We start from the raw sequence: 26,301 nt of genomic DNA, 5'->3' as shown, positions 1-26,301 counted from the left end.
CCCCGGCCGCCTGAAAGGGGAGTTAATGGGTAGTCTTTACAAATATTCAGCCTCGCTTTTTAAGCGGGGCTTTTTTTTGTGCTTTGAATTTTTCTTTTAGCGCGGGGCTTTTTTAGTTTAATAACCTGCTTGCCATAATCTATCACCGCTTTATATTTCATCAATATATCACCACCCAAAACACCCAATACCTGTGGATGCCCCATCTGGCTATAGGCTATATTGATGGTGGATAAATCTAATACCGCAACTTCAAAGTCATCAACTAACAAACTGCCGATGTTCATACCACTGATGAGCGCGGTAAATGATTGCATGGTATTGGTACCAAGCCCTGTTGATAAGCGGTCACTTTCTAATATAGACGTGGCCTCACTGGCTTCGGCCAGCATAGTTTGGTCAAAGGCAGTTTTTGAGGCGCCGGTGTCCAATACCATAATAAAGGACTTACCAAAAAGGATTACTTCGACCAAGGGGTGAAAGCCGTCGTCATGAAGGTCGATAATCTGGAGGGGGATAGATATGGTCATCTGATAATGATAGTAATTTTATTAAATAATCCGGAAATTGATAGCGCAATAATTAAAATTTATTCAACGGAATAGAAAATTAGTAGCTCAATAATTAAAGCTAATAACTAAAAGTGTAAAAATTATACAATAAATGTAAAGTATATTGAGCAGGCTTGCACATATGCTATATCTATTATATATCTATATTTATTTTTTTAGATCAGATGCTTCTTTATTAGCCTTCAAATTCACTTATAAATCTGTTTACCTAAGATAAATATTATGAAAAGCGAAATTATTAAAGATATTGTAGTTTGGGATATTGTAAACTGGTCAAATGCAATAAAATACTGGGGTGATCATGCTCAGGTTATGAATAAAAATTATGAGTGTTTGGAGTTAGGTTCAAGTAAAGGGGGACTATCTTTATGGCTTGCATTAATTGGTAACAATGTGTTATGTACAGACCTTAACGGCCCTGAAGAAGATGCCTATCGTTTACATGAAAAATATAAATGTACTTCCAGAATTACCTATGCCTCAATGGATGCCACCAATATTCCGTATGAAAATCATTTTGATGTGATCATATTTAAGTCTATAGTAGGAGGCATCAGTAGCGGTAATCAGCAAAACAAAGCAAAAACGCTGAATGAGATCCACAAAGCCCTTAAACCGGGCGGAAAGTTGCTATTTGCTGAAAATTTAGAAGCTACTGCTTTTCATAAAATATTGAGGAGAAATTTTGGCACCAAAGGATGGAACTATTTAAGGATGAATGAAATAAAGCATGTGTTTGCGCCATTCAAAAAAATAAAGTATTCAACAATCGGCTTTTTTGGGTGCTTAGGCAGAAATGAATGGCAGCAAAACTTTTTAGGAAAGATAGATAGTATGTTGAGCTCGTTTATTCCACACAAGAGTAAGTATATATTAATAGGCGTAGCTGAGAAATAATTCCATCGCTGAGCTATTGGTTTTAACAATTTACTACTAAGTAACTCCTGAAATGTTGATTTGCCAACAAATTAACATTTCAGGAGTTACTAATTCGGGAATTAAAAACCAGTTAAAATGGATAACCTATAGCGAGGTTAAATACGCTTCGGCTGAAATTCAGGTCCCAGCGTTGTTGCCCCGAATATACATAGGGCACCCTAAGTGGTACACCAAGATCGGTACGTAGTACTAAAACCGAAAGGTCAAATCGTAAGCCAAACCCAGCATCTACAGCTATATCATTCATAAAGTTTTTGCCAAAGGCTGCTCCCGCCCGCCCGCCCGAGTGCAGTAGCCATATATTACCCGCATCAACAAATAATGCACCACGTACAATGCTGAATAGCTTGGGGCGATATTCCAGGTTGGCTTCTATCTTTATATCGCCGGATTCATCGGGTAAAAAATCACCGGCGCTAACTGTTTTAATTGGATTATACGAGCCAGGGCCAATGGACCGTGCCTGGAAACCACGCAAACTGTTGGGTCCGCCTATAAAAAACTGCTGGCTGTATGGAAGCTGTGTCGAGTTGCCATAAGGCAAACCCACACCAACAATTAAACGACTCGCAAAAGTGCTGTTTGGACTGGTTTTATGGAAAAACCTTATTTCGTTTTCCAGTTTTACATACTGGTTAAAAACGGCGCCAAAAAGCTTACGTACTTTGCCCGCCGTGGTATCGGCACCCGTAATTAAACCATATACATTATTTGATAAGCTAACCTTGCCATTATAATAAAATGTATTGGTGCGGTAGTCGTCTGTAGTGTTGGTAAAAGTATAGCCATAGCTTGGCCCAAGGGTAAACTGCTTATCAATAACGTGTTGCAGGGCCGGGTTTCGGGGTTTACCCGGGTGGTTTTTATTGCTTATGCTATCCAAATAAAGCTGCGATACACTTTGGGGATTCAAAAAGGTCAAATTCAATATATTCAACTCGTGGCTGCGGTGAGCATTTTCTTTCCATTGGTAACCAAACGATGCGTTGAACGAATTTAGCGTATATAGCTTTTGCCGGTTAACCAACGTATACCCCAACGTTAAGTTGGTATGGGGGATATAGGCATTATCGGCTTTTGGATATATAGGGCTAATAAACCTCGGCCATGATAGCGTGGTTGTAATACCGGCCTGGTAAACGTTATAGCCGTTATTGTTACCACCAAGCTGCACATCTGTACTACCAAACAGGGTTACCGTTAAAGCCTCGGCACCTTTAAATGCGTTTCGGTGTTTCCAGTTGAGGTTTACCTGCGTACCGGTATAATTAGCAGATGTTGTACGACCAAGTATTTCCAGCTGTAATGATTTTCTTTGGTAGGGTGTTAAAAAGTAATAGATATCCAGTTTTGGCGAATCTGGCGTTACATCTTCAAATCTGTTTTTTACAAATTTGTAGGGACCCAGGTTAACAAACCTATTTAGCGAGTTATTGTGTGCGGTGCGGTTATATGCATCATTGGGATGCAGTAAAACAGTATTGGCAAAAGCAAAGCTGCTGATGGTTTTTCTTCGCTCAACCATGTTGTACCAACGGTATGGTACAGCTTTATCAAGCATCAGTGAAGTATCCCTCAATGAATAACTGGGATATACATAAATATTCCTGATGGTATAAATTTCCCTGGCTCTTTCTGATATCGAATTTTTAACTGCTACAAAAATGTCAACCTGGTGCCCTGCAACAGTACTATCTACCCGCATGATCAGGTCTTCGGGTGCAAAAAAGTAAAAGCCTTCTTCCTTTAACCGGGCATCAATACGTATTCGTTCGTTTTTTATAATATCCAGATTATAGTTTTCACCGGGCTTTAACAAGGTTTTAGCAAATGTGGCTGCTATAGCAGTATCAATATTTTCGTTACCCTGCGGAAAGGTCACTTTCCTGATCTTATACGCTGGTCCTGCCTGGGCGGTATAAATAGCCTTAGCTGTTTTGCCCTTACTTACGGTATCGCCCGTAACCTGCGCCTGGAAATAACTTACATTCTGTAACCTGTTTTGCAGTATGCTGCTGTTCTTTTCAAGGTTTACAGCGCTCACCAACACAGGTGGCTCACCAAATTTGGTGTTTAGCCAATGGGCCAGGCCTTTTGTTTTTTTGGTTTTTGTAATGTTGTAGATATACAATTTTACGCGCAAACCTAATATTGATCCATTAGGATAGGGTCTTAATAATGCTCCCAGCTCATCGCTCAATGCGTTGGCATCGCTTTTTTTAATATCCTTATCTGCAATTTTTACCTTGCCACCGGTATACAGTTTTTGCCCCGGCGCCAGGTAGCGGGTATTGCTGCAGGCATTTAGCAAAACAGTCAGTATCAATATATATCTTAAATGCTTAATCATTGGCTTAGCTTGTAGGTGTGTTTAATGCTTTTTGTTGAGCCGCCTTATCCGCCTCTTCTTTAGCTTTGTCCTTTTCTTTTTGTTCCTGCCTGTATTTGCGGCGCATTTCTTTTTCTTCTTCGGTGCGTTTGCGGAAGATCTCTTTAAAGCGGTTATAATCAACAGTAAGGGTAAAGCCTAAGCCCGTTTCAACTACCTGGCCCTGTATCACAATAAATTCATCCCGGCGGTAGGCGCGCAGGGTATACCGGCCATCTTTGCTCAGTTTGTAACCTACAGATACGTCACCCGCTATGTTTGTAGCTTTTTGTCCCTGCTGGTTACCTTCCAGGTTAAAGTTATTACCAACACTTACGGTAAGCCTGTCATTCAGGAAGCGTTTGGATAAACCTATGTTAAGATCTGTTCTGTTGGTTGCAGTGCCCGATGAGTAATCTTCGCCGGATGTTAGGCCGAAATTAAGGTCGACCCCTTCAATGAGGTTGCCTGCCAGTTTATTCAACTGGTCTGACAACAGGCTACTCACACTGCTGCGGATAGCGCCTTCAACACCGCCGCCGCCCTGGCTTTGCAGTGGGTTATCGCCAATAAAATGCCCTAATACCAATACCCCAAGCACTTGCTTATTCAGCTCGTTAGGATCCTGCCGTACCTGCCCAAGGCGTGTATTTACCAAATTTACCACATCGGTTGATACCGTATAAGAGCTATCAGGAAGTACAATATCAAAGCTGATATCCGGCGTAAGCAGCTGATTTTTTAAGTTAAGATTAACGTTAAATGGCAGCTTCTGCTTATACATGGTGGAGTTATCTGTACCCGACAACTGGTTTTCAACGAGGTCGATTGGCGGCACGTTGGCCACGTAAGTAGCGGTCAGGTCAATATTAGCACTGGTGGGGTCACCTGTCCAAACAATGGTGCTTCCTTTTTTAAAGTTAAATTTACGTTTTACAGTGGCATAAGCCAGGTTATAGGAACCAGAGTTAACTACATAGGTACCGGTTAGGTTTGTTTTTCCGCTTGGGTCTATACCGCCATTTAAGTTGGCTTCGCCTTTCAGGTGAACCACGTCCCCGTTTCGCTCATCAACCACAATGGTAAAGGCGGCATCTTTATCAATAATTATATTTGCCGATACATCAAGCCCGGTAATATCTGATTTTTTGAGCGAGTCCAACTGCCGGGCCAGCAATATAGAATCCATTTTGGGCGCGTTTTGGTCTATAAATTCAACTACTCCTTTCCTGTCTTCAATACCCGGATCAGAAGTTGGCAGTACAAAGGTCATATCGGTTTTCGGGTTTACAGTAAGGTTGGCATCCACAACAGGTTTAGCCATGTTACCACGGATTTTGATGCGGCTATCTATATACAGCTTACCATAAAACAGCTTGTTATCGGCCTGGGTAGAGTTTACGGCTCTGAAATTATTACTGTTGATATCAAGCCCGAAAGCAAAATCAGAATATGTTTTGGTGTACACGCTGCCGCTGATAATAGCCTTGTTCCCGGTTGAATCAACCAAAGTAAAATCATTAAAACGGATGCCCTCATCATTAAAGGTAATACTCTCCTTAGGCATACTGAAGTAGGAGTTAAGCATAGTTACGTTGAAGCCTACCTTGTTAAAGTTTACATCGCCCCTTATAGATGGTGCAGTAGTAGTGCCCGTTATTTTTAGCTGCCCGGTAATATTACCTGATGCATTGCGCAAACTGCCAAAGCTGAACCCTTCGATGCTTTTCATGCTTAGGCTAACAATATTCAGGTTCATATCAAACCGGCTTTCGGGGGTTGTATAATACATGCCATTCAAGTCAACCTGGTTGCCTTTGCCGGTTATGCTCACATTTGCAGCATAGGCATTATCGGTTTGGTTATTTACTTTTAAGGCGATGTTGCCCAGGGTATCGCCCTTGAAATTAAAATCGTTCACGTTAATTGCAGCTGTAAATGTGGGCGAAGCCTGGAGGTTACCTACTACTGCATCACCATTAATAGTGCCGCCAACCTGCAAACTGTCCTGTTTGGCTATTTTTGCAAGTGCTTCTATTTTAAAGTTGTTGAATTTAATATTAAGCGGACTGTTGAATTCCTGTGTAGTACTGTTAACACTTAGCACCTGGTTATTGTTGGTGATGGTAAAGTTATGCGCAAGAATTCCTTTTGGTCCATATTGGAAAAAATTGTCGCCACTAACTGCCCATGGCAAATAATCAAGCAACAAGCCATCCTGGTTAAAACTAAACTGGTATTCGTTTGGCAATAAGCTAAATGTACCAGCTACCCGATATCGTTCTTTCTTTTTAGCATCGCGTACCTGTAGACTTATTCCCAGTTTGTTGTTTTGGGCGCTGCCCGATATGCTGGTATAAAGCAGATCAACAGATGAGCCAATCTTTACCTCATCAACTGATAAGTTATAATTAAGCGCATTGTTGCCCGTGTTGATATTTAGCGTTGCCCGATTAATGGTATTGGTGCCGTACACAACTTTTGGTATTGAACCATTAACTATTAACTCGCCGGTTGAACTGTTGAAACTGCCCTTAAGTAATACAGGATCCAGCTGTTTTAAATCCGGGGCAAATTGGGTGAGTAAAGGTGTTTTAACTAAATGTGCATCAAACACGAATTGCTGCGGTGAGTATTTGGTTTTAACAGCAGGTACTGTTTTAACCGTCTTTCCATTTTTAGTTTTTACAGCAACCTGTTGCCCGCCGGCAATGGCAGTATTAAAATATTTATTGATCACATCCTGTACCGCATCGCCAATTTGGGTAAGCTTGTATTTCCCGGCAACATGGGCATTCATGATGGGCGTTTTTAAACGCAGCGTGCTGCTATCGGCATTGGCTGTAGAGATCAGGCTTACCGTATCCAGTTTAATGCGCTGGCCCTTGTTTACCACCAAAAGATCAGTTGCTTCAATATTGGCGTTTAGGTAATCAGGGTCGGCAGTAGGCACGTTGGCTACTATCTTGCCATGAAAACGCATGTCGTCCTTTACAAAATTGAGCTTTTGCAAATTAATGCTATCTACAGTTAAAGTACCAGTTACTGACGGATATTTTTTATTTAAATTGGCTTTGGCATCAAGACCGAAATTGATGTTTGGATCCTTCATTCGTGCAACTACCGTATAAGCCCCATTGCTCGAGCTGCCTTTCAAAGCCAGGTTTTGATAGGTATAGCCTTTAACATAAGCCTTAACCAAATTACCGTTGAATGAAATACTTGCCTTTTTAGGATCAAGACCTGTGCCTTTCAAATTAGCGGTCATTGTTATTTTGCCAACCATTTGTGGCTGTTTAGTTAAAGCGCCAACATTAAGTTCATTTACTTTTACGCTTGCGGTATAGGCTGCCCCGGCTTTGTTCGTGCCATTTTTCATGGCGGCTACCAAATCGATAGCGCCATAGCTGGAGCGCAGGCCCATTTTGGTATTAAAGTTGGCCATGCTGCCCTTGAAGTTACCTTTTAGGTTAAGCTTTTCGGGGATGCTCACGTTTGCAGGGATGCTACCCGCCGGAGCAAGTTTGTCAATATCGGTTCGGCTGGTGTTAAAATCGTTTATAGTGACATCGAAGTATGATTTATTTATATCGGGCAGTCCTTTTAATTTAGCAGATGCTTTGATATGAGTGCTGCTTAAACCGGTTATCTCCAGGTTAGGAATCTCCAGATTGTTTACCTGCCCTTTTACTTTACCGTTTATTTTGAATACTGTGTTTGGGGATGATTTAAAGGGCTCCATAGTAGCCATGGTTGGCATTAACAGCAATACGTCCTTCAACCCTAAACGACTGCCATCCAGATCGGCATTGATACCCAGCGAACCAATGTTTTTGGTAATAGCTGCTATCGACGGATACCTTACCTGTACCGATTTTTGCAGGGTGGTTTGTGGTGTTACCAATAGCAGATTATTCATGTAAGCATTGGTAGGCCCGTAAAAGAATGCGGTGTGGAACTTGTTGATTTTCAACCCGCTTTTTTCATTGAACGAGAAGGAGTTGATCTTGCCCGAAATAGTATCCGGATTGTAGGAAATATCCCCGGCCTCGGCATTCAGGTTTCTGATCTCCATGTGCCCAAAATCAATTCCTTTGGTTATTGCTTTTTGGGCATCATTATCAAACTTAATGTTGTCATTACTAAAGCTGATTTTTTCCATTGTTACTGCCCAGCGCGATGATTGCGGTGCTGCCACCAACGTGTCGAGCTTCTTGGCTACCTTAACAATGGCTTTGGTAACGGTTTGTGGCTTAGCTAAACTTATAGCTGCTTTAGTATCATTTAGTTCGATGTTTTTAATCGCAACCTTTTGGTGTTTCAGGTCTATTTTATCCATCTCAACTAAAAACTTATTCAGATCAACGTTAGCGGTCATTTCGCTGCTCCGGTAGTCAACTTTTATTTTCGATAGATCAATCACTCCTAAATTTAAATCAAGATTCATTGGCTGTACGGCTGTATCAACCTTGGCTGCCTGGGCAATTGATGATCCGGCTGGGGTTTGAATAATACGCGCGTTAACACCAGACAGGGTAATTTTGGGTATGGTAAATTTCATTTTATCCATATCAAAATCTTTTATCCGGGTATCAAAATGGCCCAGCAGAAACTTTACATCGTTTCCGGTTGTGAGATCCTTGTATCTAATATTGATCCTGTCAAGGTTGATCTTATCGACAGAGAATTTCATAGTGGAAGTAGTGTCAGTAGGCTTCACCTCTTTTTTTTGCTCACCGGCAAAGGCTTTCATAATATAGTCGAAATTGAAAACGCTATCGGCCCCGCGGCTTACATTGGCTGTAATGCCCTGCAGGTTAATTTCATTTATCTCTACCTTGTGGTGCAATAGTTTAAACAGGCTGATATCAACTTTTAGCTTATCGCCGGCGATAAGGGTGTCTTTCTTCTGATCCTCGAAGTACACATCTTCCAAAACCAATAGTTTAGGTAAGCCAAGGCTTATGTGACCAATTTTAACCTTAGTATGGATTTTTCCCTGTAAAAAAGTTACTGCTTTATCTTTTGCGAAGTTTTGTACAGCAGGAATTTGTATTAAAATTACTACAAGGATAACCAGTAAAACTACACTCACCAGTATCCACAGTATCGTTTTGAGGGTTATGCGTAGAATTTTTTTCAATTGTATTATTTTTTCAAAGGTGAAGATCAACTTGTTTAATATAATCAAATAGTATGCTAAAACATTGACCTGGTTTAAATTTCATTCAAAAATGGAAATTCAAAAAAGAAACTTAATCCTGTCTTTTTGGAAAGGATTGTACGTGGCGGCTATTTGTTTTTGTTAACACCCAACATCGTGAACTTGTTTTTTAATAACTTTGTATTTCTACAGGATTATTGTTGAAACGGATTTACTATGCCAGATTTTTCTCACTTACACGTACATACCCAGTTCTCGTTACTTGATGGTGCTGCCGATATATCAAAACTTTATAAAAAGGCTGCAGCTGATGGAATGAAAGCACTGGCCATAACCGATCACGGCAACATGTTTGGTGTGTTTAAGTTTGTTGCCGAAGCGGGGAAGCACAATGTAAAACCCATTGTAGGCTGCGAATTTTATGTGGTTGAAGACAGGCATAAAAAGCAATTTACCAAGGAGAAAAAGGATATACGCCGCCACCAGCTGATGCTGGCCAAAAACCCCGAAGGTTATAAAAACCTGGTGAAGCTATGCTCATATGGCTATATGGAAGGCCTGTACAGTAAATGGCCGCGTATTGATAAAGAGCTGATATTAAAACACCATAAAGGTATTATCGCGACAACCTGTTGCATAGGCGCATCGGTACCGCAAGCTATATTAAGGGATACCCCGGAGGCGGCAGAGGCTGAGTTTAAATGGTGGCTTGACCTATTTGGCGAAGATTTTTACATCGAACTGCAACGCCACGATATTCCCGATCAAAATATAGTGAACAAAGTGCTGCTTACTTATGCTAAGAAGTATAATGTTAAGGTGATTTGCTCCAACGATTCGCACTATGTAGATCAGCAGGATTCAAACGCGCATGATATTTTGCTTTGCGTAAACACTGGTGACATGCAAAGCACCCCGATAGCTACCGATGAGGAAGGTGGCCGCGGCTATCGTTTTGGTTTCCCCAATGATCAGTTCTACTTTAAAACGCAACAGGAAATGAGCCACCTGTTTAGTGACCTGCCAGAATCATTGGATAATACCAATGAGATTGTGGACAAGGTTGAAGTGCTGAAATTAAAGAGGGATATTCTGTTACCTAATTATGTTATCCCTGATGAATTTAAGATCCACACAACAGGTGATGCCGATACGCTGAACCAGTGGGAATACCTGAAGCACCTAACCTTTATGGGGGCCAAGGAACGGTATATCGATATTTCGCCCGAGGCAGAAGAGCGTATCAACTTTGAGTTGTTCACCATAAAAACAATGGGTTTTGCGGGTTACTTTTTAATTGTGGCCGACTTTATTAGAGCAGGCCGGGATATGGGCGTATTTATTGGCCCTGGCCGTGGTTCGGCCGCCGGATCGGTGGTTGCCTATTGTACCGGGATCACCAATATCGATCCGATGAAGTACAACCTCCTGTTTGAGAGGTTCCTGAATCCCGATCGTAAATCAATGCCCGATATTGATACGGATTTTGATGATGCCGGTCGCCAAAAGGTTATTGATTATGTGGTAGATAAATATGGTAAAAACCAGGTAGCACAGATCATTACCTATGGTTCAATGGCTGCCCGTACCAGTATTCAGGATGTGGGCAGGGTGTTGGATATGCCGCTATCCGAAATGAACCTTATCAAGAAGCTTGTTCCGGATACTTTGGGTATTACGCTTAAAGAAGCAATTGAGCAGGTGCCGGAGTTAAAAGAGATATTGAATGGTAACGACCTTCGTAGCCAGGTATTGCGCGAGGCTTCTAAACTGGAAGGATCTGTACGTAATACCGGTGTGCACGCTGCCGGTATCATTATTGCCCCTTATGATTTAACAGATATTGTTCCGGTAGCAGTAGCCAAGGACTCCGACCTGCTGGTTACCCAGTATGACGGACGTGTAATTGAGGATGCAGGTGTAATTAAGATGGACTTTTTGGGATTAAAAACCCTTACCATTATTAAGGATGCGCTGCGTATGGTTAAACAAAATCATGGCATACATATAGATATTGACTACATCCCGCTTGATGATAAGGAAACCTATGAGCTTTATCAACGGGGAGATACCAACGGTACTTTCCAGTTTGAAAGTGACGGGATGCAAATGTACCTGCGCGAGCTTAAACCCGATAAGTTTGAGGATTTAATTGCCATGAACGCCCTGTATCGTCCGGGCCCGATAGAGTATATTCCCAATTTTATCAGTCGTAAACACGGAAGGGAACCCATAGTGTTTGACCTTCCGGATATGGAAGAATACCTGGGCGAAACTTATGGTATTACCGTGTACCAGGAGCAGGTGATGCTTTTATCGCAAAAATTGGCAGGCTTTAGTAAAGGTGATGCCGACGTTTTGCGTAAAGCGATGGGTAAAAAGCAAATTGAGATCCTGAATAAAATGGAGTCCCAGTTTATGGACGGGGCAATAGCCAAAGGGCATCCTAAGGATAAACTCACCAAAATTTGGACGGATTGGAAAGCATTTGCACAATACGCCTTCAATAAATCGCACTCTACCTGTTATGCCTTTGTGGCATACCAAACTGCTTATTTAAAAGCACATTTCCCATCTGAGTACATGGCCGCGGTTTTAAATAACCAGAATAACATGGAAAAGATCACCTTTTTTATGGAAGAGTGCCGAAGGATGGGTGTACAGGTTTTAGGACCGGATATTAATGAATCGGATATGGCTTTTGCGGTAAACAAAAAAGGCCAGGTGCGTTTCGGCTTAACCGGTGTTAAAGGTGTAGGCGATAAAGCGGTTGAAAGTATTATTGAAGAGCGCGAAGCAAATGGTCCGTTTACGACGCTTTATGATTTTGCCCGCCGTTCAAACACGCGGAGTGTAAACCGTAAATCATATGAAAACCTGGTTTACGGTGGTGCATTTGACGAGTTTGGTTTTAACCGTGCGCAATTTTTTGCTAAAACAGATGTTGGCGTATTAACCGGTGTTGAACGACTGATTAAATACGCCAATGATTACCAGAATGTGCAAAGCAGCTCGCAATCGTCATTGTTTGGAAGTTCGGTGGCGTCATATGTTCCTGAGCCGGCAATGCCTGAGGCTGAGGAATGGCCACTGATAGAGAAATTGAAATACGAGAAAACGGTGATCGGGATATACTTAACCGGGCATCCGCTTGATAATTATAAGGTAGAGCTTGAACGGTTTTGCAACAGTACCATCAGCGATTTGAAATTGATGCAGAAGGCTCGCTCTGGTGAAGGCGGTGAGGATATCATGGGCGCATTTAATGAGCTACGCAAGAGGGGCGAGATCCGTATTGGTGGGCTGGTAGGAAATGTTCAGCACAAAATAACCAAAACCGGTAAGCCATTTGGTACTTTCGTGTTAGAGGATTACAATGAATCATACGAGTTTGCACTGTTTGGTGATGACTATGTGAAGTTTCGTAACCTGATGATGGATGGGTACTTTTTGCATATAAAAGGGAATATTGAAGAGAAATTCCGCCAGAAGGATAACTGGGATCTGCGCATCCTGGTGATGGATCTGCTATCAGAAATGCGTGATAAACTAACCAAATCATTAACCGTATGTATTGATATCACCATGCTCAACAGTAAACTGCTGGATGATATACAGCATATTATTAACGAGAATAACGAGAAGTATCCTGTTAAAAACTGCAAGCTTCGTTTCAAGATCAATAACCGCGAAGAAGCTATGCAAATTGAGCTATCATCCAAAAATTTTAAAGTAAACCCAAGTGATGATTTGATAGCCGGGATAGCAAGTATAACGAATATGCAGCCAGTGTTGGGGTAACATTTACGATAAATAGATTATTGCCGTCCGCTGGCTGTGTCCTCACAGCCAGCTTGCAAAGTGTATGTGAGGTCGCAGCACTATTTACCATTTCCTCATCCTTGTTAAAAACTCACAGTCAGCCCAATGTTAGGTGGATAACTTATATTAATATAATTGTCACATTGTCAGGTGTGGTTTGTGGCAAGCTATTTGAATAGTATATATTTGTAATACAAAATTTAAAAATAAAAATCATGGCTTTAGAAATAACTGATGCAAACTTTGACGAACTTGTCCTGAAATCAGACAAACCCGTACTTATTGACTTTTGGGCAGAATGGTGTGGTCCGTGTAGGATGGTTGGTCCGGTAGTTGAAGATATTGCAAAAGAATACGAAGGCAAAGCTGTTGTTGGTAAAGTAAACGTTGACAACAACCCAGGTATATCAATGAAATTCGGTATCCGTAATATCCCTGCTTTATTATTCTTTAAAAATGGCGAAATTGTGGATAAACAAATTGGTGCAGTTCCAAAATCAGTATTAACTGAAAAATTAGCTAAGCAATTAGCTTAAGTAGTACAGGCATAAATTAAGTTTATCTTCATAGCTTAATCCACCATATTTTACTTTAAAAAGCGTTGCTATTTTGGCAACGCTTTTTTTATGCCCTATATTAGCCTTATGCCCAAATTAAACAATGATCAGCAAATACGGCAACTGGCCAATCTTGAACTGCTGGCCCGCCAGGTGGTTGAAGGTTTTATAACCGGTTTGCACCAAAGTCCGTTCCATGGGTTTTCGGTAGAGTTTGCCGAGCATCGTTTATACAATAACGGCGAATCGGTAAAAAATATAGACTGGAAACTGCTGGCCCGCACTGATAAATTGTTTGTTAAACAATTTGAGGAAGAAACCAACCTGCGCTGCTACCTGCTGCTGGATACTTCATCATCAATGAACTTTCCCGAAAAAGGCATCAATAAGTTGCAATTTTCTATCTATGCCATTGCGTCATTAATGTATTTGTTTAAAAGGCAGCGCGATGCTTTTGGGCTTTGCCTGTTTTCTGATAAAATGGATTGGCTGAGCGCGGCAAAGTCAACCACAACACATCTGTTTCATTTGTACGCCGAGCTTGAAAAGGCATACCACGCACCCAAGCTAAATACAGTTACCAATATTACCCAGGTATTGCATCATGTAGCCAATGAGATCCACCAGCGGTCACTGGTCATCATATTTAGCGATATGCTGGAAAATAGCCTTAACCCTGAAAAGTTGCAGGCATTGTTTGCTGCTGTTCAGCATTTAAAGTTCAGCAAGCACGAGGTGATCATTTTTAATGTGAACGATAAGCATAAGGAGCTTGATTTTAATTTTGATAATCGCCCACACCATTTTGTTGATATAGAAACCGGCGCCGAAATAAAGGTTCAGCCCGGTAAAATACGGGATGCCTACAAAGCATCATTAACAGCGTACCGCCATCAGCTGGAATTGAAATGTGCCCAATATCATATAGATCTGGTAGATGTTGATATTCATGAAGGATACCATACCATGTTGAAAACTTACCTGGTGAAAAGAAATAAAATGATATAAAAAAAGAAAATCTATGAAAGCGGAATGGGAGTGTTAAAGATTAATTTAACTGTAGTCCCTTCGCCTTTTACAGAATGTATTTGCACCTTAATGTTATGAAACGCGGTGATACTTTTAACAATAGCTAAACCCAGGCCGTAGCTTTCTCTTTCATCAGTATCCAATTTTTCAAAGCGGTTAAAAGCATTTTCAATTTGCTTACTATCCATCCCAGTACCCGTATCGGTAATTATAAGGGTGTACATATCTTCTTTTAATTCATCGCCGATGATAATGCTACCTGCGGCATTATTATATTTTATGGCGTTGTTTATCAGGTTAAAAAGCAAAGTATGCATCAGCGGGCGGTTGCCCTGTATGGTATAAATGTATTTAAGATTATTGGTGAATTTTAATCGTTTTTCCTCAATCCGGTCTTCCAGCTCCTCTTGTATTTCCATTATTACGGCAGCTATCATAACCATATCTGTTTTAGCATATTGGTTATTTTCAACCTTTGAAATTAATAACAGGCTGTTAATGATAGATTTGAGCCTGTTGAGCGTTTTAAGGGACGCATGCATTTTATTCTCGCTGCCTTCGCTCAATTCTTCCTGCAATAAAATATTTTCAAGTCTTGAGCTGATAATAGATATTGGTGTGAGCAACTCATGTGATACGTTGGCAATGAATTGTTTTTCGAGGATAAAGAGGTTCGATATTTTTTTCATCAACGAACTTATGCTGTCATCAAGCAGCTCGAAATCCTGGGTAGTAGTTTTTATTTTTTCATAATCAAAGTTCATGGGATCATTTACCTTAATAAGCTTACGATCGATGATCTTATAAAAAGGGGCCAGTAAAAACTTAGTAAAAATCAGGTCGCTTATCAATGTAAGCACCAGTGCAATAACCAAAACTACTATAGTAAACTTTTTGATGATTGATTTTAATTCCTCAACCGATTCAATAGCCACGCCAATCTCCAGCATGTAGGTATGGTTATTAAAATTAAAGCGATGCCATAATATGCGGTAGTCTTGCGTATTGCGGTCAATCTTACGGCTTTCCGTTTTAAAGCGGCCGTTAGGGGCCAAAACAGACTTGTATTCTACCGGCTTAATGGAGATGAACTCTTCTTTTAAAATATTATAGTCGGTGTATGTTTTTTGGGTGGTTAAATAACTATTTATTTCTTTGGACGACAGGCTCCTTAAAATCTCCTGTTCATCCTGTTCCAGGCGCAGTTCAATATGATTATAGGATATTTTTTCTATAGATAGCAGGATAAGCAAACCCGTGAAAAGGATTATAGCAACCTTTGTTAAGGTATTATAAAGAGCCAGTTTTACCTGTAGTTTCATTGATGCTTTTGCTGGGCTTAGATATTGATCCGGTAACCAATACTCCTTACGGTTTCAAACCAATCAATAGGGATATATTGTGAAAGCTTTTTACGCAGGTTTTTTACATGCACATCCACAAAGTTCGAGTCGGAATTAATTTCCAGTACATCGCCCCAAACATGCTCTGTTAAATTGGTGCGTGATATAACCCGGTTTTTATTAAGCACCAGGTAGTTGAAAATTTCAAATTCCTTTTTTGTGAGATTAATCCGCTCCTCATTATACATCACCGTACGGTTCTGGATATTAACTTTCAATCCTTTAATGTTAATATCGTTACTTTCCAACCGGTGCTTGCGGCGGGTAATGGCGTGCATGCGTGCCAAAAGTTCACTTAAAGAAAAAGGTTTTGCCAGGTAATCATCCGCGCCTTGCTCCAGGCCAGAAACCCGGTCATCAACAGCGCCACGGGCGGTGAGTATAATAACGGCGTCCTCGCGTTTATCCAAACCTTTAAGCATCTTTAAGAGATCAAATCCGTCGCCATCGGGCAGGCCGAGGTCAAGCAGAATAAAATCATAGTTATTTATAAAGATCTTTTCCTCTGCCGATCTTTTGGTGCGCGCGTGTTCAACCGTAAAGCCTTCATGGCTTAAAAATTCATCAACCTCAAGTGCTAAACCTTTCTCGTCTTCAACAATTAAAACATTCATAAGCGTGCAATTTACAAAAGGTAAAACTTATAAATAAAGCAATTAGTATAATATTAACTGTAACGTTGGTAACGATGTAAAATACATTGGCAGTGATGAAAGGTGAACCGAGCTGAAAAAAGGGCTTTTTATATAATAGAACAATAGGAACAGGCTGTTATATTTCCTGATGTTGATTCTTTATTCATGGTTTTTATAATAAATATATGTTTTAATTGTTAATCAACTTAACTAAAAGGTTTATAAAATTACCCAAATCAATTTTGGCCAAATACTGTTACCAAATAAATACTATCTTTTTTATATGAGACTTTCCATTCAACGCAAACCCATAAGAGTTAACCCAGACCCCAAACGTGTTATTGCAAGATTCTTTTTCAATGGGAACGATCGTGCTATAGAAGTAATAGAACGCGTGATGGACATCAGCGAGGAAATTGCCTTTGGTATTGTATCTCCGCTGCTACAGGAGTACTCCAAACGCCATCGCAATATAACCAGGGTTTTAAACCGGCATTGCAGTAAATTAAAGCCGCTGTTTGTAGAGCTGAATATTGATTATGATACACTTACAGTTAATCGTAAACTACTTATCGGTTCCTATTTTACTCATGAATATTCTATTGAATCGGCAGCATTCTTCAATCCATCCATTGTTGAAGATCCGGATCAGACCGAATTGGAAGACGGCCAGCGTAGGGTGATCATCAGTTTCAGGGCAGTAGGCGAGGGGCATATTTCATCTATCACGTTTCGCCGTGGATTAATTGATAAATTTAATAATATTACCATTTTACCAGCAGGTAATTACATTGACGAGGCCGAAATTGTACGTAACGCAGTTTACAATAAAAAGCTATTTTTTGATAAGGCTGTTATAACCCAAATAAACATTGATGTATTACATGAGCTGGAAGGCAAGCTGGATCATCATTTTGAATATGCCAACCTGCGCCGCATCATCCTTGATTCGCAAAAACTACAGGAAAGCGATATGAAAAAACTGGAGTACGATAAAGTACTTTGGCTGGCCGACTCGTATTATGAGATTGTTTTTTCACTTGATACCGATATTTCTGATAGGGTAATATTCCCGATATCTGAGTATGAACGTAAAGGCATTGAGGATGCCCGTTTTGTTCAGTTCACTAATGATGATGGCAGCTCTGTTTACTATGCCACCTATACGGCTTATGATGGTTCGCTTATTATGCCAAAGCTATTGCAAACTACCGATTTTTATAATTTCAAAATAATGCCCCTATATGGAGCCGGCGCGCAAAATAAAAACCTTGCGCTGTTCCCCCGTAAAATAAATGGCAAATTTGCAATGATATCCCGCATTGATGGGTGTAACAACTACATCATGTACTCCGATAAGATCAACATATGGGAAAAGCCGATCCTGCTGCAGCAACCCAAATTTACCTGGGAATTTATCCAGATAGGTAATTGTGGGTCGCCTATCGAAACTAAGGATGGCTGGTTGGTAATTACCCATGGCGTAGGCCCTATGCGCCGCTATGTACTGGGGGCAAGTTTATTAAAGCTGGATGATCCGGAGATAGAGGTAGGGCGGTTAAGTGAACCACTCCTGATCCCCAATAGCGATGAACGCGAGGGTTATGTACCTAATGTGTTATATTCCTGTGGCGCTATTGTTCACAACGGTATGCTGGTTATTCCATACGGGGTATCAGATTCATCAACCGCTTTTGCCGAGGTATGCCTGGACGACTTATTAACCAAGTTAAAGGAAGATAAAAGCGAAGAAACTGCTTCCTGATAAGTTGTTCTATTGGTCTTTCGCCAATTAACAGCTCAAAATGAATGGTTCATTAAGGCATGATGGCGGGGTATTATTATTCACAGTTTGCTGTTGATTATGTAAAGTTTATTACGTAAATTGATTCATAATATAACGGCTCGTTTAAGATAGGACAGGTGACCTAAATAATAAGCGTGTCAATCAAACCTCTACTCCTGATTTTCAACCCTAATTTGAAGAAAACGTGCAACATAATCTAAAAAGGCAAGTTATTTAACGCTCTGTTGTAAAATAAGCATTTGGCATATCCATTGATATAATAACTAATACAACAGGGCAAACATATTTTATTAGTCATGTGAGTGTTATAGTTTATTATATGGTAAAAAATTTATAAAACAATGGATCATTTCAGAGAAATAAAAAACAGTTTAACCTGGCACAACGAGGGCAAATTTGAGGTTGAGCTGATTAATGGCATCATCACCAAACTTAATTTTTGCGAGCCCGGGAAAGGTCCCGATGATGTGGGCAAGTGCCTTACTTCCACCAACTATAAGTATTTGCAGTCGGTTTATTCATGTCTTGGCGACTTGTTTGTATTTATTGAGGAAGAAAACAAGAGATTGGGTTACAGTTATGCCCAAGCAAGCGAAGTATTGCAACGCCAGCCAGAACAAACTACCGAAAACGCTTACCCTTTACTTGGTGAAACCAAAATTCGGCCGTTAAGTGATTATAATCATCAGCCGGAATCAACAGAATCTTCAGGAGAAAGCGGGGAGTTAATAAGGGACGTGGGATAGTAAGCTTAATCCATGTAGCTTAATGTGAGGCCTTTAAAGTATTGTGCTTTAAAGCATAATACTCCTATGCCCATAACTTTGCCATTCATTATGCAAGCCTCCAGCTTTGGCTTTTGGGAGTTTGTTTTATACCCAAAATTTTCTGGTACAAATTCAAATAATCGCCCACCATCTTATCGCATGAAAATTGGGAGTTTGCCCAATTATAACAGTCAATACGATTTATCTCGACTAGCCTGCTTACTGCTTCAACCGCCTCATCAACTGTATTTACTAAAAAGCCTGTTTGCGCATTTTTAATTAGCTCCGGCATTGCGCCCTTATTAAATGCAATTACCGGGGTACCGCAAAGCATGGCCTCGGCTACGCTCATTCCGAATGGCTCATTAAAGCCAATGGGGTGTAACAGGGCGGCAGCATTGCCTAAAAGAGCTTTGCGCTTAGCTGGTCCGGCATGGCCAATGTATTCCACTTCATCTGATAAAAAAGGTTCAACTTTTTCCCGGTAATAGTTCTCATCCTGTATGATGCCGGCAATAAGCAGTTTGAGTTTGCTTTTTTTTGCAATGCTGATTGCTTCGGCAGTCCCCTTATCTGGATGGATGCGGCCAAAGTAAAGCAGGTAATCACCAGGCTTTTCAAAAAATTCAAAATCCCGGGTATCCAGGCCGTTGTAAACGGTGGCCAAATAACTCAACTCCGGGCTGCGGTCGGCATTGCTGATGGATACATAGTGACCTATAGGATTGTACTTTTTGTAAACCGGGATTATCCGGGGCGATGAAAAGCCGTGTATCGTAGTGATCACGGGGGTTTTTATTAAGCCCGAATAGGTAAGGGGCAAGAAATCAAAATTGTTATGAATAATATCAAATTCGGCAGCCTTTTCCATCAGGTTACTAATGTGCAGGCATTCCAATACCTTAGCGTCCTGGCTTCTATCTTCCTCATAACCGGTTGTACAAACCGACTCCAGCCTGCCGGCAGTTATGGAGTCGCCGGTGGCAAAAAGAGTTACCTCTATGCCCAGCTTTATCAAACCTTCGGCAATATTTGATGCAATTTGCTCCCAGGGTCCATAATGCCGGGGTGGTGTACGCCAGGCTACCGGGGCTAAAACGGCTACCTTCATTTAGCAGATCTCCATTTTTTGCCCGTATTTGTTGTATTCGTATTCCAGCTCAAAGGCTTTCAATACAGTTAAATGCGAAATCAGGTAAGCCAGTGTACTTTCGGCGCCCTGGTTACGGTTAATGCCATTTGGTAATAAACCATCGCAACAGCCCTTGGTTTCATGATCATACAATGGAGCCCGCAGCGTGTTTTCGCCCAGGAACCACTTATAGCTCAGGAACATTTTCTCTATATATTGCGGTACCCTGAATATCTGGTAAGCCTGGAAATGCATCAGCACCATAGCCATAGTTTCAATAGCCTGCTGATCAAAAGTAGGGAAGGTGCCACCACGGTAATACCAGCCATCATTACCAACCGGGCTTAAATATCCGTTGGATAGTGTCAGTTTATCCAAAAATGCCATAGTTGCAAGGGCTATTCTTTTCGCGTCCTCGTTGCCTGTAATTTCGCACGAGTGCAGCAATGCCAGTGGAAGAATGGCATTATCATAGGTCATTTTCTCTTCAAACCATTGCCAGTCTTCAGATTGTGTATTTTCAAAGGCATCGATTAAAGGTTGGGTGAGATCGGCAAGTATTTTCACCATGCCTTCATCAGAAGGATAAACCTGCAGGTACAAGCTGATACCAATTATGGTATTTGCCATCCCCCTTAAATGTTTTAAGGCTGCAAAATGCGGTATTGATTTATGAAAGATCTCTAAAGCAAATTCACGATATGAGTTGCTCGCCGCGCAACCTATTAAATGGCCCAATGACCAAATAGTACGGCCAAAGGAATCCTCAGAGCCAACCTCATCCAGGTAACGCCTGTCAAAACTCAGAAAATTTCGAAAGTTTCCATCATCTGTTTGCATATAGTGGATATAACTAAGGTATATAGGCAGCAGTTCAAATGCTTCATTGCTTTTATTGCGTTGGTAAGCCATGAGCGCCATGATAAGGGCCCGCGCATTGTCGTCAAGGCAATAACCCTCTTTTAAATTGGGTATACCATATTTGGCATGTTGTACTATACCTGTATCATCTGTTAGGCGCAGCACATGGGTTAAACTAAACGTAGGTAATATCTCGGGGTCAACAATGCTGTTCTTTAAAATCTTGTCGCTGAAATCATATTTTGAGATTGATTCCTGTGCCACTTTAATAAATTCGGCACCAATTACAGGCCAGCGCAAATGCAGGCCATATTGATAGGCATTTTCTTTTAATTCGTTTAAAATACGGTCCTGATCCAATAATTCAATTATTGTATCGGCCAAGGCCTCGGAGTTTTTGAAATCGAAAAGCCTTCCACGGTTATCTGCCAACAGCTCGGTTGCATGCCAGTAGGGGGTTGATACTACCGCCGCACCTGCTCCAACGGCATATGATAAAGTTCCGCTGGTGATCTGTGCTTCATTCAGGTATGGGGTTACATATATTTCGCAGGCGGTAAGGTAGCTTACCAATTCTTCCTCGGCTACAAATTTATTGATAAATGCCAGGTTTTTTGATACGCCCAACTGCACCGCCAATGATTTCAGGTGATCGCGATATTCCTCGCCCGAATTTTTGATAACCCCCGGGTGTGTGTTTCCTAATACTACGTACATCACATCCGGATGATTTTCAACAATTTTGGGCAGAGCCTTAACAACAGTTTCTAAACCTTTATTGCGGCTAAGCAAGCCAAATGTTAACATCACCCGGTGGTTTTTAAATACCGAAAGATTTTTTATCGGGTTTTCTTCAGGGGCTTCTACATCGGGTACGCCATGCTCAATTATCTGAATCTTTTCGGCTGGTATCTCATATATAGTGGTTAAAAATTCCACCGCCCGCTTGCTCATCACAATAATTTTTGACGATTGCTCAGCAATTTCACGGATGATGATCCGCTGAACATAGCTGGGGTCTTTTAGTATGGTATGTAATATGGAAATCAGGGGCTTCTCCAACCGGTTGATCAATGGCAAGATATAAATACCGCTTTCGCCGCCGTAAATACCAAATTCATGCTCCATAATGCAAACATCGGCGCTGCTGGTATTGATATAGCTGGCTGCCCTGATGTAATCCTTTTGGTGATTTTGGCGTATAACATATTTTACCTCCTCCGGATACTCATATTCCTGTATGTTTTCAGAGTCATTCAGGGCAACAACAAAGCCTCCCTGTAATAATGATTTTCTTTCAGGAAAATTAGCGCTGATAGCATTCATTAAATTGTTATTAAACGTAGCTAAGCCGCATTCGCGTGGGGGGTAAGTTGATATATATGCTATTTTCATAATTAGATGGAAGTGTTAAAAACGGTGGCTGTAATAATTAAACAACAATTTTTTATCTATTGTTTAACTGGTGACTATAAAAAAGTTCATTAGTGCGCTGCATTGTACGAAAAGTAATCCCTGGAACTCATTTTTTATAGTTATATGGATAATTGCATAAACCGTACCATTTTAATTAATACAAAAAATTATAAGGTATTATTTAAGAAAAGTAACTTAAAAGTTACGAAAGGAAGGTGTAGCGTTATTACTACAAGACATGATTTGGCCAGGTAGCCTAATTGCAACACGCGACGATAGGCATGGCTAATATAGAACGGAATGGATTTTGGTAATGGATGAATTACTTACAAATATGCTCGTCCTAATTGTAAAAGTTGCCAAAAAAAATGCATCCGTAGGCAGTTGTACATGTCTGATTATCAAATTCATAATAAATAAAAAAAGTAACCAACGAATTAATTTTTAAAACCAATTGTTCTTTTTAAAGTTAGTTTAAGTATGAAAAAGACAATTTTAAGTTTAAGCCTAATACTGTTTTCCACTTTAGGTTTTAGCCAGATACTCAAGCCGGTAAAGATAGATAGTCTTGTTACCGTTTCATTACCCGCTAACTTTACTAAGAAAGATACCTTAGGTCAGCAAATTTATCAGGGTACAGCCTCTATGGGATATATAGTTGTTATACGTGCGGAAAACGCGGCAAACAACAAACCCTTAAATAAAGAAAAAGACCTTAAAAAGGTATTTCAAAAATTTGCAGATGGGATCCAAAAACAATCACGTAACGGTAGCATCATGAACCCACGCGATACCACTATTGGTAAACTTGAAGCCAGGGTATTTACGCTGAGAGTTGATAACAGCAACTCCACAGGCGAAGCACCGCAATTAAGGCAGTTTATCCTGTTATATACCCAGGAAGCTACCTATACACTGGAGTATTTTTATCCCGAAGCCAGGGCCGAACTTGCTAAGGCCGAGCTAAAAACGTTTACAAGTTCAATAAAACTTGCACCCGATTTAAAACGTAATGATCAGTATATTTCAAATGCCAAGGGTTTATCAACGCCTATAAAAATAGCTTTATATGGGGGTGCTCCACTTATAATTATTATTGTGCTGATGGCTATGCGCAGGAAGAAAAGACTGGAAGCCGAGGCTTAATTATTTAAAAAGAGTTCTGTATAGGCCCTTGTTCCACTTATCGGTATGGATAAGTTGTTTACTATCCAGCCAGGTTAACCAAAACACGGTAACCATTACACCTATAACGGAACCGGCAATAACATCTTCAAAAAAGTGTTGGGTAAGGTACATTCTTGAATAGCCAACCAACATAGCAATTAATAAGGCTGGGACACCCCAGCCTTTATTTTTGCATAAATACGTAATTACCAGCGCGGCCGAAAAAGCGCTTGTTGTATGACCCGAGGGGAAACTGTTGAAACTGAGTATATAAATTCCTTTAACTGTGTGTACATGGCTCCACTGACTTTCAAAATAAAGCATTGGCCTGGGGGCGTCAACAATGTATTTTAATACCTGGGCCACCAACGATGTTACCAGGTAACTTGATGCTAATAAGAGGAATTTGCGGTAGCTGAATAAAAGCATGATCAACGATAGGGTGATCGCTGTAAGGCCATCTCCTAAGTCGGTCATGTAGGGTTCAATATAATCTGCCCAGGGGCTATTCCATCCATTARCTGCAAAGAAAACTTCCTGCCGGGTGTATAATAGTTTGATAACCAAACAAGCGCAAAGAAACAGCAGGTAGAGTATAAAAAACGGCCTGATCCTGTATAAAACATCTTTTATCCCTATCTTCATGGTGCAAAATAAGCATATACTTATTCAATGCAAAAAAATGATTATGTTTGGAATTGGGTTACACTAATTACTTTAATTAAATGTCGAAAAGTATATTTCGTAAAAAATCTGTTGCCAAAATATTACATGATGTTGAATGCGGTTTCAGCGACAGCGAACACCCTGGTACCGCCTCCTCCCAATTAAAAAAAGAACTTAACGTTAAAGATCTAACCCTCATGGGTATAGCCGCCGTAGTTGGCGCTGGTATTTTCAGTACTATAGGCGAGGCCTCTTTTCATGGCGGCCCCGCGGTATCTCTTTTATTTGTAGTAACTGCCATCACCTGCGGGTTTTCGGCCCTATGTTATGCCGAGTTTGCTTCCCGCATACCTGTTGCCGGTAGTGCTTATACTTACGCTTATGCGTCATTTGGTGAATTAATTGCCTGGATAATTGGCTGGGATCTTTTAATGGAATATGCCATTGGTAACATTGCCGTTGCCATATCCTGGAGCGAGTATTTTGTAAACTTGCTGGAGGGTTTCAATATTCACCTGCCCAAATACCTTACCATGGATTATGTGTCGGCCTTAAGAGGTCACGACGCTGTGTTGGCTGCTGGAAGTAATCTGGCTGATATTAGCGATAGGGTAAAAGGCGCCGCCATGGCCTGGGATAATGCGCCCGGTATCGACGGATTTAAACTGATTGCCAATCTGCCTGCGTTAGGAATCGTATTTATTATCACCTACCTGGTTTATATCGGCATCCGCGAAACCAAGAAGGCAACGAATGCTATGGTGATCCTGAAAATTGTGATCGTTATCGCGGTTATCGTTGTGGGCTTTTTTTACGTAACACCGGCTAACTGGCATCCATTTATGCCAAACGGTTTTGGAGGTGTTATGAAAGGAGTATCGGGTGTGTTTTTTGCTTATATAGGTTTTGATGCCATATCAACCACTGCCGAGGAATGTGAACAGCCCCAGCGGGATCTGCCCCGTGGTATGATCTATTCGCTTATTATCTGTACGGTTTTATATATACTGATAGCCCTTGTACTTACCGGTATGGTAAGCTATAAAGAACTGCAGGTTGGCGATCCGCTTGCTTTTGTATTTGCTAAAGTGGGCTTACACAAGGTTAGTTACATTATATCTATAAGTGCCGTAATTGCCACCGCAAGCGTTTTGTTGATATTTCAGTTGGGCCAGCCACGTATCTGGATGAGTATGAGTAGGGATGGCTTGCTTCCCAAGGCATTTTCACGTATTCACCCTAAGTTTCAAACACCGGCTTTTGCAACTGTTGTAACCGGTTTCGTAGTTGCTGTACCAGCGCTGTTTATGAACCTTACCGAAGTTACCGATTTAACCAGTATAGGTACCCTTTTTGCATTTGTATTGGTTTGCGGTGGGGTATTGCTATTGCCACGCGAAGCCGCGGTTAAAGGCAAATTCCATTTACCGTATGTTAACAGCAAGTTTATAGTTCCGTTGATAACCATTATCATATTTGGTTCGCTTTTTTACTTAAAACCCGCTCCACAGGTAGAAATGATGCAGTTTAAAAAGTTAAGGGAAAAACCGGCAATTATCGAGAGCCTGGATGCTGCCGATAAATCTGCTTTGTTTGTTACCTGCAATATGCTTTATGGGAAACAAAGTATTGACGGTAAGGCTGACGAAACAAAGTATTTTAAAAATCTGGAAGAAGATAAATTTAACACTGCCTTAAGGATTACCCCTATCAGCGAGGCTAAAAAGTATCATTTAGGATTAGATGGATTTTTATATAATTTCCCTAACTACCTGTTCTTTATACTCATTATTATAATTAGTGTTTATAGCTTCTTAAAAAACTTCTCGCTGATACCCGTTTTAGGGCTTATGAGCTGTTTTTACCTGATGACCGAACTTGGTTATACCAATTGGTTACGGTTCCTGGTATGGCTGGTAATAGGCCTGGTAATATATTTCAGCTACAGCTACAGGAACAGTGTATTAGGCAGGGAGGTTGAAACAGCATAGATAAT

At 40.8% G+C, this 26,301-nt stretch carries 16 protein-coding genes; 8 read left to right on the top strand and 8 right to left on the bottom strand.

The window, feature by feature from the left end:
• Window positions 1-59: 59 nt before the first annotated feature.
• Window positions 60-530 (bottom strand): retropepsin-like aspartic protease, encoded by a 471-nt coding sequence (locus AC1D0K_RS10045; protein WP_477396656.1) that lies wholly within the window; start codon window positions 528-530, stop codon window positions 60-62.
• A gap of 264 nt (window positions 531-794) precedes the next feature.
• Between AC1D0K_RS10045 and AC1D0K_RS10040 the strand changes: the two genes are divergently transcribed.
• Entirely contained in the window at window positions 795-1,469 is a 675-nt protein-coding gene (locus AC1D0K_RS10040) for a class I SAM-dependent methyltransferase (RefSeq protein ID WP_477396658.1), read from the top strand.
• Between the two features lie 112 nt (window positions 1,470-1,581).
• Here AC1D0K_RS10040 and tamL read toward each other — a convergent pair whose 3' ends face one another.
• Window positions 1,582-3,861 (bottom strand): translocation and assembly module lipoprotein TamL, encoded by a 2,280-nt coding sequence (tamL, locus tag AC1D0K_RS10035; RefSeq protein WP_477396661.1) that lies wholly within the window; start codon window positions 3,859-3,861, stop codon window positions 1,582-1,584.
• A gap of 4 nt (window positions 3,862-3,865) precedes the next feature.
• Window positions 3,866-9,022: a translocation/assembly module TamB domain-containing protein gene (locus AC1D0K_RS10030; protein WP_477443220.1), complete on the bottom strand. Its 5,157-nt coding sequence runs from the start codon at window positions 9,020-9,022 to the stop codon at window positions 3,866-3,868.
• A 237-nt stretch (window positions 9,023-9,259) separates the two neighbouring features.
• On the opposite strand from AC1D0K_RS10030, the gene dnaE reads away from it, so the two are divergent.
• From dnaE to AC1D0K_RS10015, 3 genes are all read left to right on the top strand, one after another.
• Window positions 9,260-12,844 (top strand): DNA polymerase III subunit alpha, encoded by a 3,585-nt coding sequence (gene dnaE, locus AC1D0K_RS10025; protein WP_477397191.1) that lies wholly within the window; start codon window positions 9,260-9,262, stop codon window positions 12,842-12,844.
• A gap of 236 nt (window positions 12,845-13,080) precedes the next feature.
• Window positions 13,081-13,401: a thioredoxin gene (gene trxA / locus AC1D0K_RS10020; RefSeq protein WP_295720942.1), complete on the top strand. Its 321-nt coding sequence runs from the start codon at window positions 13,081-13,083 to the stop codon at window positions 13,399-13,401.
• Window positions 13,402-13,509: 108 nt separating this feature from the next.
• On the top strand, window positions 13,510-14,430 hold the full coding sequence (locus tag AC1D0K_RS10015) for a DUF58 domain-containing protein (protein WP_477397193.1): 921 nt from the start codon (window positions 13,510-13,512) through the stop codon (window positions 14,428-14,430).
• Window positions 14,431-14,441: 11 nt separating this feature from the next.
• On the opposite strand, the gene AC1D0K_RS10010 is transcribed toward AC1D0K_RS10015, so the two are convergent.
• Together AC1D0K_RS10010 and AC1D0K_RS10005 are read right to left on the bottom strand one after the other, a co-directional pair.
• Entirely contained in the window at window positions 14,442-15,773 is a 1,332-nt protein-coding gene (locus AC1D0K_RS10010) for an ATP-binding protein (RefSeq protein WP_295720940.1), read from the bottom strand.
• Between the two features lie 17 nt (window positions 15,774-15,790).
• Window positions 15,791-16,468, bottom strand: coding sequence for a response regulator transcription factor (locus tag AC1D0K_RS10005; protein WP_295720939.1), 678 nt, complete (start codon window positions 16,466-16,468; stop codon window positions 15,791-15,793).
• 304 nt (window positions 16,469-16,772) lie between these two features.
• On the opposite strand from AC1D0K_RS10005, the gene AC1D0K_RS10000 reads away from it, so the two are divergent.
• Window positions 16,773-18,254 carry a glycoside hydrolase family 130 protein gene (locus AC1D0K_RS10000; protein WP_477397196.1) on the top strand — a complete coding sequence of 494 codons (1,482 nt, stop codon included), beginning with the start codon at window positions 16,773-16,775 and terminating at the stop codon, window positions 18,252-18,254.
• A gap of 383 nt (window positions 18,255-18,637) precedes the next feature.
• Window positions 18,638-19,042: a hypothetical protein gene (locus AC1D0K_RS09995; RefSeq protein WP_295720937.1), complete on the top strand. Its 405-nt coding sequence runs from the start codon at window positions 18,638-18,640 to the stop codon at window positions 19,040-19,042.
• A gap of 88 nt (window positions 19,043-19,130) precedes the next feature.
• Here the strand turns inward: AC1D0K_RS09995 and AC1D0K_RS09990 are convergent, their stop codons facing one another.
• Window positions 19,131-20,174 (bottom strand): glycosyltransferase family 4 protein, encoded by a 1,044-nt coding sequence (locus tag AC1D0K_RS09990; RefSeq protein ID WP_477397198.1) that lies wholly within the window; start codon window positions 20,172-20,174, stop codon window positions 19,131-19,133.
• Window positions 20,175-22,451 carry a glycosyltransferase family 4 protein gene (locus AC1D0K_RS09985; protein WP_477397200.1) on the bottom strand — a complete coding sequence of 759 codons (2,277 nt, stop codon included), beginning with the start codon at window positions 22,449-22,451 and terminating at the stop codon, window positions 20,175-20,177.
• 501 nt (window positions 22,452-22,952) lie between these two features.
• Here AC1D0K_RS09985 and AC1D0K_RS09980 point away from each other — a divergent pair.
• A complete protein-coding gene (locus tag AC1D0K_RS09980; protein WP_295720934.1) occupies window positions 22,953-23,618 on the top strand; it encodes a hypothetical protein in 666 nt (221 codons plus the stop codon).
• Here AC1D0K_RS09980 and AC1D0K_RS09975 read toward each other — a convergent pair whose 3' ends face one another.
• The gene (locus tag AC1D0K_RS09975; protein WP_477463045.1) at window positions 23,619-24,284 is read right to left on the bottom strand and encodes a phosphatase PAP2 family protein; all 666 of its coding nucleotides are present in this window, start codon (window positions 24,282-24,284) and stop codon (window positions 23,619-23,621) included.
• Between the two features lie 80 nt (window positions 24,285-24,364).
• Here AC1D0K_RS09975 and AC1D0K_RS09970 point away from each other — a divergent pair, with 80 nt between their 5' ends.
• Complete coding sequence (locus AC1D0K_RS09970; RefSeq protein ID WP_477397206.1) at window positions 24,365-26,296, top strand: amino acid permease; 1,932 nt, start codon at window positions 24,365-24,367, stop codon at window positions 26,294-26,296.
• The last annotated feature ends 5 nt before the right edge of the window (window positions 26,297-26,301 follow it).

Source organism: Mucilaginibacter sp. P1_A3 (genome assembly GCF_056406855.1).
The sequence above is the reverse complement of the archived record's forward strand: the minus strand, read 5'-3'. Positions and strand labels throughout refer to the sequence as shown.

Excerpts from the sequence above, each read along its gene's own strand:
- AC1D0K_RS10045 (WP_477396656.1), bottom strand. The coding sequence starts at position 530 with ATGACCATATCTATCCCCCTCCAGATTATCGACCTTCATGACGACGGC.
- AC1D0K_RS10040 (WP_477396658.1), top strand. The coding sequence starts at position 795 with ATGAAAAGCGAAATTATTAAAGATATTGTAGTTTGGGATATTGTAAAC.
- tamL (WP_477396661.1), bottom strand. The coding sequence starts at position 3,861 with ATGATTAAGCATTTAAGATATATATTGATACTGACTGTTTTGCTAAAT.
- dnaE (WP_477397191.1), top strand. The coding sequence starts at position 9,260 with ATGCCAGATTTTTCTCACTTACACGTACATACCCAGTTCTCGTTACTT.
- trxA (WP_295720942.1), top strand. The coding sequence starts at position 13,081 with ATGGCTTTAGAAATAACTGATGCAAACTTTGACGAACTTGTCCTGAAA.
- AC1D0K_RS10015 (WP_477397193.1), top strand. The coding sequence starts at position 13,510 with ATGCCCAAATTAAACAATGATCAGCAAATACGGCAACTGGCCAATCTT.
- AC1D0K_RS10010 (WP_295720940.1), bottom strand. The coding sequence starts at position 15,773 with ATGAAACTACAGGTAAAACTGGCTCTTTATAATACCTTAACAAAGGTT.
- AC1D0K_RS10005 (WP_295720939.1), bottom strand. The coding sequence starts at position 16,468 with ATGAATGTTTTAATTGTTGAAGACGAGAAAGGTTTAGCACTTGAGGTT.
- AC1D0K_RS10000 (WP_477397196.1), top strand. The coding sequence starts at position 16,773 with ATGAGACTTTCCATTCAACGCAAACCCATAAGAGTTAACCCAGACCCC.
- AC1D0K_RS09995 (WP_295720937.1), top strand. The coding sequence starts at position 18,638 with ATGGATCATTTCAGAGAAATAAAAAACAGTTTAACCTGGCACAACGAG.
- AC1D0K_RS09990 (WP_477397198.1), bottom strand. The coding sequence starts at position 20,174 with ATGAAGGTAGCCGTTTTAGCCCCGGTAGCCTGGCGTACACCACCCCGG.
- AC1D0K_RS09985 (WP_477397200.1), bottom strand. The coding sequence starts at position 22,451 with ATGAAAATAGCATATATATCAACTTACCCCCCACGCGAATGCGGCTTA.
- AC1D0K_RS09980 (WP_295720934.1), top strand. The coding sequence starts at position 22,953 with ATGAAAAAGACAATTTTAAGTTTAAGCCTAATACTGTTTTCCACTTTA.
- AC1D0K_RS09970 (WP_477397206.1), top strand. The coding sequence starts at position 24,365 with ATGTCGAAAAGTATATTTCGTAAAAAATCTGTTGCCAAAATATTACAT.